The 9,547-nt window shown below is 70.4% G+C and carries 7 protein-coding genes; 2 read left to right on the top strand and 5 right to left on the bottom strand.

The genetic code is table 11. The annotated features are described in order from the left end of the window. The first annotated feature begins 464 nt into the window (after positions 1-464). Positions 465-2,219, top strand: coding sequence for an alpha-L-fucosidase (locus G3I65_RS55480; protein WP_160704611.1), 1,755 nt, complete (start codon positions 465-467; stop codon positions 2,217-2,219). A gap of 1 nt (position 2,220) precedes the next feature. Here the strand turns inward: G3I65_RS55480 and G3I65_RS55475 are convergent, their stop codons facing one another. The 5 genes from G3I65_RS55475 to G3I65_RS55455 all read right to left on the bottom strand — a co-directional run bounded on the left by G3I65_RS55475 (position 2,221) and on the right by G3I65_RS55455 (position 8,738). Continuing rightward, a complete protein-coding gene (locus G3I65_RS55475; RefSeq protein ID WP_160704609.1) occupies positions 2,221-3,426 on the bottom strand; it encodes an adenylate/guanylate cyclase domain-containing protein in 1,206 nt (401 codons plus the stop codon). Between the two features lie 47 nt (positions 3,427-3,473). Further along, positions 3,474-4,568, bottom strand: a complete 1,095-nt coding sequence (locus G3I65_RS55470; RefSeq protein WP_160704607.1) for a 5'-methylthioadenosine/S-adenosylhomocysteine nucleosidase — start codon at positions 4,566-4,568, stop codon at positions 3,474-3,476. After that, positions 4,565-6,193, bottom strand: a complete 1,629-nt coding sequence (locus G3I65_RS55465) for a hypothetical protein (RefSeq protein WP_160704605.1) — start codon at positions 6,191-6,193, stop codon at positions 4,565-4,567. Before G3I65_RS55465 ends, G3I65_RS55470 begins: the two co-directional genes overlap by 4 nt. A gap of 34 nt (positions 6,194-6,227) precedes the next feature. Then, entirely contained in the window at positions 6,228-7,364 is a 1,137-nt protein-coding gene (locus G3I65_RS55460) for a sensor histidine kinase (RefSeq protein WP_160704603.1), read from the bottom strand. 156 nt (positions 7,365-7,520) lie between these two features. Next, entirely contained in the window at positions 7,521-8,738 is a 1,218-nt protein-coding gene (locus G3I65_RS55455) for a trehalase family glycosidase (protein WP_160704601.1), read from the bottom strand. A gap of 58 nt (positions 8,739-8,796) precedes the next feature. Here G3I65_RS55455 and G3I65_RS55450 point away from each other — a divergent pair. Beyond that, on the top strand, positions 8,797-9,547 hold a 751-nt coding region (locus G3I65_RS55450; protein ID WP_160704599.1), incomplete at its 3' end, for an ROK family transcriptional regulator.

Raw genomic sequence — 9,547 nt, 5'->3', positions numbered from 1 at the left:
GGTCGGCCGCCCGCGCGACGGGGCCCGCCGCGGCTAGGGCGCCGAGCGCGCCGAGGGAGCCGGCCAGGACCGCGCGCCGGGTCGGGCGAAGGGGGTGCTCGGACATGCTTCGTCCCTTTCGTGCACTGGCCCCGCGACGCGGGTGGTGCGAAAGAGGTGGCCGGGATGCCGATCCGCCGTCCGTCGGCATCCCGGCCGGCTCTTGGGGCGCGGCGTGCTACCCGTTTCGCCGGAGCGGTGGTCGGGGAGCGAAAGCGCTTCCCAGGGAGAACATCTACTCGCCCGGCGGTCCGGCGGTCAAGAGAGATCCGATCTTTCACGTCATATATCAGATATTTAACCCGGATGGCGGGCGTTCCGGTGTACCGGTGACTGAAACGTGTGCCAGAGGTCGGATCTGCACCTTGACCGTGGTGCACGGCAGGAGTACCACTCCGGGTGGACCAGACCACTGGAGGTCGCTGATGTTCCTGCGTCGTTTGGGTGTCGTGTGCGCTTCGCTGCTGGCGGCCGCCGGGCTCGCCGCCGCGCCGGCTTCGGCCGATCTGCAGAAACCGTCCCAGCAGTGGCTGCGCGACAGCCAGGCGGGCCTCTTCCTGCACTGGGGCATGCGCACGTCGCCCGGTTACACCAGTTGCAGTGCCTGGGAGAAGGCGATCACCGACGGCGGGTGGAGTCCCGGCTACTGGGTCACCGAAGCGAAGAAGCTGCACGCGTCGTACCTGGTGCTGGCGTCCTTCCACAGCCGCCTCGGCTACTCGCGGGCGTGGCCGTCGAAGATCCCGGGCAGCTGCAGCACCAAGCGCGACTTCCTCGGCGAGCTGGTCGCCGCGGCGAAGGCGGAGGGGCTCAAGGTCATCCTCTACATGACCAACGACGCCCAGTGGCACAACGAGGGCGGCCACGAGTGGCTCGACTCGGGCGCCTACTCGAAGTACAAGGGCAAGACGGTGAACCTCGACAGCCAGGACGGCTTCGGCCAGTTCAGCTACGACAACTTCTTCGAGGTCATGAAGAACTACCCCGACCTCGGCGGCTTCTGGATCGACAACGACAACGCCTACTGGGAATCCCACGACCTGTACCGGCAGATCTACCAGCAGCGCCCGGGCTACCTGCTGAGCAACAACAACGAAGACACGCCGATCATGGACACGATCAGCAACGAGCAGAAGACCGGCATGACCCCGGCGTACGACTACCCGCAGGCCACGTACACAGCGATGCCGCGGCTCACGGAGGCGTGCTTCAAGCTGCCCGACACCGGGGCGTGGTGGTACGGCGGCTCGAACCCGCCGGTGAACAAGGCGCTCAACCTCGGCAGGCTGGTGGCGAACGCGGGCTCGTCGATCAAGTCCCTGATGGCCGAAACGGCGATGGTGAACGGCAGGTTCCCGTCGAACCAGGAAGCGTTCAACACCTTCGCGGCGGGGTACCTCGGCGCGATCCGGGAATCCCTCGACGGCACGGAGGGCGCCGGGTACATGTACGGCGGCATGCAGCCGGGCTTCTGGAACGACGGCGCGCACGGCGTCATCACCATCCGCGGGGCGACGCAGTACCTGCACGTGCTGACCAAGCCGTCCGGGAGCACGCTGAAGATCCGCGACAACGGCTACCGCGTCTCCCGCGTCACGAACCTCCGCACCGGCGCGGCCGTCTCGTTCGGCCAGGGGAACGGCAGCCTGACACTGACCGGGCTGTCGGGCTGGGACCCCTACGACACGGTGTTCAAGGTCGAAACGACCGGCCGCACGGGGATCTACGACTCGCGGACGGTGACGCTGAAGGCGAGCACCTCGGCGTCCGGCCACAGTGGACAGTCGGCGAGCGACGGCGACTACCTGACGTACTTCGACAACGGCAAGAAGCTCCCGGTCGACCTCGACTTCGATCTCGGGTCGGCGAAGCCGGTCCAGTACATCGGCGTCAACCAGCGCGAGGACTCCGTGAGCTATGCCCGGTCGGACACCGAGCAGTCGGCGCGGATCAAGGGCTACCAGGTGTTCGTGTCGGCCGACGGCCAGAACTGGGGCAGCGCGGTGAAGTCCGGCACGCTCCCGAGTCACCGCGGCGTCCAGCTCGCGGACCTGCCCGCGGTGACGACGAGGTACGTCCGGCTCCGGATCACGAGCACGTACGCGGCATCGAGCGACACCACGCGCTACAAGCGGCTGCGCATCGACGAAACCTGGCTGGGCTCGGCCTACGCGAGCTGAGCTACAGGACCCGTTCGAGCACCTCGGGCCGGGTCGCCCGCGCGAGTGCCGCGTCGAGCGTCCGGTGCAGGTCACCGGAGTCGGGAGTCGCGAAGTAGTGCGGCATGTCGGCCCGGTCGAGCGCCGCCGCGCCCGGCCCGATGCCGAGCAGGTACGGCGAGTAGAGGATCAAGGCGTGCGCCCCGGGATCGGCGCAGAGCGCGGCCATCCCGGGGAACTCGGCGGCTTGGTGCACCTCGAACCGCTCGGTGTCGGCGGCGTGGCGCTCCTTGAACCGGGCGAACTTCGCCAGCGACTCCTTCGTCTTGGGGCCCAGCGGTTCCCCGCGCAGCCGCGAGAAGATCGCCGTCGCCTCACCGGCCGGGTCGAGCACGACGCAGCGGTAGGTGCCCCCGCGCCGCAGGAACTCGAGCACCGCGTCCCGGTACAGCGCGGGCCGGTCGGTGGTGGTGAGGCGGTTCGCGCAGGAGTTGAGCGTGGTGCCGAGGTCGAGCACCTCGCCGGTCGCGGCGCTGACCAGCTGCGCCTTTTCGTGCTGGCTCGGGCGGCGCGGGTAGGCGTGGACGCGGACGTCGCCGGGCAGCCCGGTGGCGCGCAGCCAGGCCCGCTTGCCCGGTTCCGCGCCGCCGCCGGCCGGCATGAGGTAGACGTCCTGCTCCTCGAACACGCCGACCCGTTCGAGCCGTCCGGCGAACGGCCCGGCCACCCGGTGCACCGCCCCGGACACCGCCAGCCGGTCCGGCGGCACCGCTTCCTCGAGGTGCGCCGCGAAGTTGATGTGCGGTGAATGGATCGACGCGGACCGTTCGCCGGGCAGCCGCACGGGTCCCTTGTGCACGGCCAGCCGCAGCCGCAGTTCCCCGGCGAACTCGGCGTCGGCGAGCTCTTCCCGCAGCCCGGGGACGTCTTCGTTCAGGATCGCGTCCCCCACGCTGAGCGCGACGTCCCTCGCGACGCTCTCGTTGTCGTCGTGCAGGATGAAGAAACCGCCGTCCCCGCGCCAGCTCCACAGTTCGGCCCGCGCGCACCCCATGGCCCGCGCGCAGTTCTCGACCCGCGCGATCACCCGCTCGCGCAGCAGGTCGAAAGCGTGCGCGGCCCGGTCACGCGGGTTGCGCCCGACGATGCTCGAGTAGCCTGCGGCGTCGAGGAACAGGACGTACGCGTCGTCGTAGGTCACGTTGGCCTCGAACGAGTGGGCGCCCATGGTCCCAGCACACCACAGATCCCGCGCGGTGTCCCGTCTTCCGCCGCTCAGCCTTCGCCGGGCGCCCGGCTCGGGATCACGAAGCTGGGCGGGATGTAGTCGCTCTCCAGGAACTCCAGGACGGTGTGCATCGCCAAGAGCGTGGCGAGGTACTGGTAGGAGGAATCCTTTTCCGGGTCCCCGAAATCGGCGATGCCCCTGGCGATGATCCAATCCATGTCCCGGCAGGCGAAGGCGAAACCGTACGATTCCTGATCGCCGAGGAGGATGTGCTGGTTGGCTTCGTGGAGCTTGGCCAGGCGCTCGCCGTCGCGGAGCAGTTTGTCGCCGGAGGCGACGGCGTCCGACAGCACCGAGACCCGGGGCCGGAAGTCCGCCGGCAGGTCCAGCGGCCGGTTCTCGGCCGGCAGTTCGGCGATCGCGGTCGCGAGCCGATCGCGCAGGCGGGAGCCCGCGGGGTCGAAGCGCGTGAGCTGCATGTTCATCTGACCGCGGCTGGCGACCGCCGGCCGCGGCTCGAAGCGGTCGGGCAGCAACCGGCCCGGCTCGTACCACCAGACCGTGCGCGGGAGGTAGACGTCGCCCCGCCTGGTCTCCCCGGCCAGGCCCGCGGCCATCCCGACGAGGATCCACACGCTGGCCCGGTAGGAGATGGAGATCTCGTCGACGGCTTGCTGGGCGTGCAGGCTGTACGGTTCGCCGATCGTCGTCACCGCGACGGTCAGGCGACCCGGCGGGTCGGCGAGCCCGGCCGCGGTGAGCGGGATCCCGGCGCGGTAGAACGACCTGCCGTTGGGCAGGACGTCCGGCGGGCCGTCGGGTTTCAGCGCCGCCCGGGCCGCCTTGAACTCGATCGGCTGCACCGTGAGGATCATGACGTCGACGTCGCGCACCCGCTCGGCCGGAGCCGGGCGGCTGCGCCGCGGCGGGCTGCCGTCCATCGGCGGGAGGAACGACTCGACCACGGCGACGTCGAAGCCGGCCCGGTCCCGTTCCGGCAGCGGCTTGGCCCGGTTCGCGTAGTCGCGCACCATCAAGGTGCGCCGGAACACGTCTTCCTCCCGGTTGAGGAAGTGGGCGATCGACGCCATCGACTCCTCGGGGCGCTCGCGGCTGCGGCGCGGTGACCGCGGGCTGCTCACGTCCACACCCGGCGCGGGCTCGGGAGCTCGTAGAGCGCGCGGATCGGCACCTCGTCGAGCTGGTCGGCCGGGACGAAGTTGAAGATCGGGGTGTAGGCACGCGGGTGGATGTGGAACGCCTTGAGGATGTGGAGCATCTGCCGCGCGGTCTCGTTCGACGCGTTGATCTCGTCCAGCACCACCACCCGGGCCTGCCGCTGGGACAAGTGGTCCAGCTGCCGTCCCCAGCCAGTACTGTCGGCGATCCGCCGGACGTCGGCGCCCTCGGCCCGGATCAGTGCCTCCCGGGGAAGCGGCACGGCGACCATCCGGTCCTCCGCCCACGGCTGCATCCGGCGGACCAGCAGCTGGACGGCGGGCTCTTCGGGACACACGATCACCGCGCCCGGCGCCACCTCCCGCAGGATCAGCTCCAGCTTGTAGGCCAGGCAATCGCCGAACGCGTCGAAGATCTCCTTGAACGGCGGGAAGTGCTTCAGCCGCTTGGGCGGGCCGTAGCTTTCGGTGTCCCAGCCGACGCTGGTGAGGATGTGCCAGGCGTCGTACGACCGGAGCTCCGCGAATTCGTCGCGGTACTTGTCGGTGTGGGGGAGCGCCAGCTTGCACTGGTCGCAGTGGTCCCGGGCCACGCGCTCGGCGGCGACCTGCTTGATGGCCTGCACCGCCGGGAGGCCGTTCGCCTCGACGTGGCAGTCCCGGGACATGAACGCCGCGACCGAATACCGGTGCAGCCGGTAGCCGGCCTCCCTCGCCTGCCGGGCGACGGTGGTGTAGGTCGCTCCGGTGTTGATGAAGTCGACGAGGAACATGTAGCTCGTCCCGTCGTTCGCGGGTGGGATCTCCGCCGCGTCCATCGGCCACTTGATCCAGGGCACGGTGAGCCGGCCGGCGGTCGCGGTGACGGCTTGTTCCATCCACGGGTCGGTCCGCGCCGGGATGATGAGCGTCGTCCTCGCGGCGGTCTTGCCCGCGACGCTGGTGATCTTCTCGAGAAGCAGGTCCGCCAGCTCGGCCACCGCGCGCGAGCCGTCGAAGAAGAAGTGGCTGCAGTGCTGTTCGCTGATGTCGAAGTGCCCGATGCGGCGGATGACCTTGTCTTCGAAGTCCGGCCCAGGTCCTCCGTTGAGCTCTCGGTACTTGGCTTGGAAGATCTTGCGCGAAGGCGGTTCGAACGGACGTGGCGCGCCCCGCCGTTCCAGGTCGCCCGCCTTGTTCATGACGACGACCGTGCCGGAATCGGGCGGGAGATCGATGATGGGGTTCCAGAACGAGCTGAATTCCGCGTTGGGGAAGTCGGGCAGCAGGATGACGCTGACCTGCTCGGCCCGTGTGGCGAACTGGGTGGCGCACGACGCCACCCAGTGCAGGAAGTTCTCGCCGAGGTCCCCGTACCGGTTCCCCGTGCAGTCGATGATCTTGAGCTCGCGGTCCGCTTCCGAAGTGGTGAAGCCGAGGATCTCGGTCGAGGGGAGCACCGAGTTCTGGATGTCGTCGGCCGGGACGTACCGCGTGAACTGCGCGGCCCGGCGCATCGAAACCGTTTTGACCAGGCGTTTCGCCAGCCACTCGTGGAAGTCTCGGCGCTTTTCGTCGACCAGCTCGGACACCAGCGGGCCGACCCGCACCACTTCCGTTTCGACTTGCCAGGGACCTCGCCGGCTACTGGGCATGGCGCAGGGGAAGGCGCACCGTCAGCAGGTTCCCGTGCAGGGGACGGCCGGTGAGCCGGGCGAGGTGTGCCCGGTACTTGCGGGTTCCGCGTCGGCGGTGGAGGCGGGTGCCGGCCAGAGTGAGCTGCTGGCACCCGGTCCGGATCTCGAGGGAGCCGCCGAAGAGGTCCACGACGCAGCGGTACAACGCGTGCAAGCCGTAACCCTGCGGGAACGCCCGGCGGTCCGCCGGGCGGTGGGAGATCCCAGGGAAGAGGGCGGCCAGCAGGAGTTCCTCGTCGGCCGCCGCCGCGTCGGGTGTCCAATTCGCGGGGTACTTCGCCAAGCGCGGGTGCCAGCCCGAAGCTTCGACGGCGAACGTGTCGTCGACGTCCGCGTCCGCGACCCGGAGGGACTGCGGGGCGGCCCGGAGGGCCCGGATCATGCTGTCGCCGTTGTCCCACACCGAAATGGTGAGCTCGGCCCGGCCGGATCCGGTGGGGGTCACCCACGAGCTGATCGTCACGACGTCGCCGCCCGGGTGCAGGACGGCGTTCGCCAGCAGTTCGTGGATCACGACGCGGGGGACCTCCGCCCCGTCGTGCGCGAGCGCCGAGTCGAGGAAGCTGAGCACGAGCGGGCCGCGCCAGCGGGACCGCTCGGTGGCGACGACCGAGGCGATCTGCGGCTCGGCCTGGAACGAATAGGTCACGAAGCCGAAAAAGCGCTCGTCGCGCAGCCGCTGGTACGCGGTGCTCGAAGGCCGGCTGGGGGAGGGTCGCAAAAGCCGCACACGGTCGTGGATCGGCACGACGTCGGCGCCCCAGATGAGTGATCGGAATTGCGGCCGCGACACCATCGCGGCCGCCGACGGAAAGGCGGATTCCAGCAGGAGTTCGGCCACCGCGTGGTCCCGGGGCATCGAAATCCGGGTTTCCCCGCCGGTTGCGCTGCGTTCGTTGAGCACCGAAAGCAGGGTCGTCAGCCCGGCCATGTCGGCCTGCGTCACGTCGGCCAGGTCGAGGTCGAGGGGCTTCTCCCAGTCGATCGCGCTCAGCCGGGAAACCTGGGCCGCGGCGGCCGCGGTGGTGATCGTGCCGGGGAGCAGGACCCGGAGCCATTCGCCGGATGTGATCTCGACCGACATCGGCGTACTCCTTCGGTTGCGGCAGCTGGCTCCGGAGTTTCAAATGCTCCCCGGAGCTTAAGCCGCCAACAACCACCCGAATGAGTGACGAGAATCGATTTGGTGGTTTTGGGCTCTAATTGTCCAGAATCTGTCAACTTGATCGCGGTGAAGGAATCACGAAGCCAGCAGGTCCACGGCCAGCGCCGCCGTCCAGCTGAACGCGCGGGTGCCGTGGCCCGCGCCGGTCAGCGGGTCGCAGTACTCCGCGAAATCCGTGGCGAACGCCGTGGTCAGGAGGTCTTCGCGCAGGTGGGCGGCGAGGGCGGGTTCGCCGTGGGCGAGGAGGGCGCGGTGCAGGAGCCAGCCGATGTTGGCCCACGACGGGCCGCGCCAGTAGCGGGCCGGGTCGAAGTCCGGGGCCGTCAGGTCGTAGCTCGGGACGCCGTGGACGCGGCCGAGGCCGAAGCGGGGGCCGGTCGCCGTGGCGAGGAGGGCCGGGGCGACCGCCAGGTCCGGGAGGAGCAGCGGCAGCAGGCCCGAGCACGTGTGCTGCGGGGTCAGCGCGCCGGTGCGGACGTCGCGGGCGAAGAAGAAGCCGTTGTCCCACAAGGTTTCCTGTAACGCCTTCGCCACGCGCGCCGCCGATTCGCGGTGGGTGGCGGCGGCCGCCGGGAGGGCGAGTTCGTCCGCGATCTCGGCCAGTGCCAGTTCGGCGTCGGCCAGCAGCGCGTTGAAGCCCGGGTCTTCCACGACGAACTCGCCGGCGTCCCGGTAGCCGCTGTCTCGGTAGTCCGCGGCGAGCCGGACGTACCGGCCGTAGTCCTCGTCGCTCGGCCGGTCGGCGGCCTCGCCGTGCGTCAGGTCGCGGCGGACGAACCCGGTCGACGGCGTGACGCGCGCCAGCGGGCCGTCCCACGCCGGGCTGTTGTCCATTCCGGACTCCCACGGGTGCACGATCGCGGCGAGCCCGCGCCCGCCCGCGTCGCGCGCACCCAGCAGGTATTCGTGCCAGGCCCGGAGTTTCGGGTACAGCGTGGCGAGGAATTCGCGGTCGGGCGCGGCTTCGTGCACCGCCAGCACCGCGCGCGCGTGCACCGGCGGCTGGACCAGCCCGGACGTCCGGCCGGCGCGCCAGAACCCCGGCCCCGGGAAGTACGCCTCGGGCGGGGTGTCGGGGTTGAAGAGGATGTGCGGGACGCGGCCGTCCCGCCACTGCGCCGAGAACAGCGTCAGCAGCTCGCGCCGCGCGCGCTCGGGCGCCAGGTGGCGCAGGCCGGACGCGATGAACGCGGAGTCCCAGCTCCACTGGTGCGGGTACAGCCCGCGCGAGGGCACGGTCGACGAGCCCAGCCAGTTGCCCGACAGCACGGCCGCGGCTCGTGTTACATCCATATGTCCAAGTTATCTCCAACTTGTGTATTGTCAATAGACAAAAGAGGGGAGGAGCTGGGTGCCGACCACTGCCGGAGAGCTGTTCCAGCTGGTCAAGACAGGGGAGGCGACCACGCGGAAGGCCCTGCTGACCCGCAGCGGACTGTCCCGCTCGACCCTCACCGCGCGCCTGGACCGGCTCCAGACGGCGGGCCTGCTCGCCGAAGGCGACCAGGAGGAGTCCACCGGCGGCCGCCCGGCGCGGCACCTGCGCTTCGACGAGCAGCACGCCGTCGTCCTCGCCGCCAGCATCGACACCACGCACGCCGAGGCCGCGGTCACCGACCTGGCCGGACGGCGGCTGGCCCACCGCGGCGGCGAGGTGCGCGTCGCCGACGGCCCGGAACCCGTGCTCGACGTCATCGCGGACTGGTTCGGCGCGATGCTGGCCGAGGTCCGGCTGCCGGTCTGCGGCATCGGCGTTTCCGTGCCGGGCCCGGTCGAACCCGGCCGCGCCCGCGTGACGCAGCCGCCGATCATGCCGGGCTGGGACGGCTACCCGATCGACGCCCACCTCGGCGCCCGCTTCGCCGCCCCGGTGCTGGTCGAGAACGACGCGAACCTGATGGCGCTGGGCGAACACCGCGCCCGCTACCCGGATTCGGCCGCGCTCGTGGTGGTCAAGGTGTCCACCGGGATCGGCGCGGGCATCGTCATCGGCGGCGAGGTCTACCGCGGCGTCGACGGCGGCGCGGGCGACATCGGCCACGTCCGCCTGCCCGGCCACGCCGATGCCCGCTGCCTGTGCGGCTCGCTCGGCTGCCTGGCGG

The sequence above is a fragment of the Amycolatopsis sp. SID8362 genome, from assembly GCF_010550475.1.
Classification (GTDB): domain Bacteria; phylum Actinomycetota; class Actinomycetes; order Mycobacteriales; family Pseudonocardiaceae; genus Amycolatopsis; species Amycolatopsis eburnea.
Note: the sequence above shows the minus strand (reverse complement) of the source record. Positions and strands in the feature narration are given on the sequence as shown.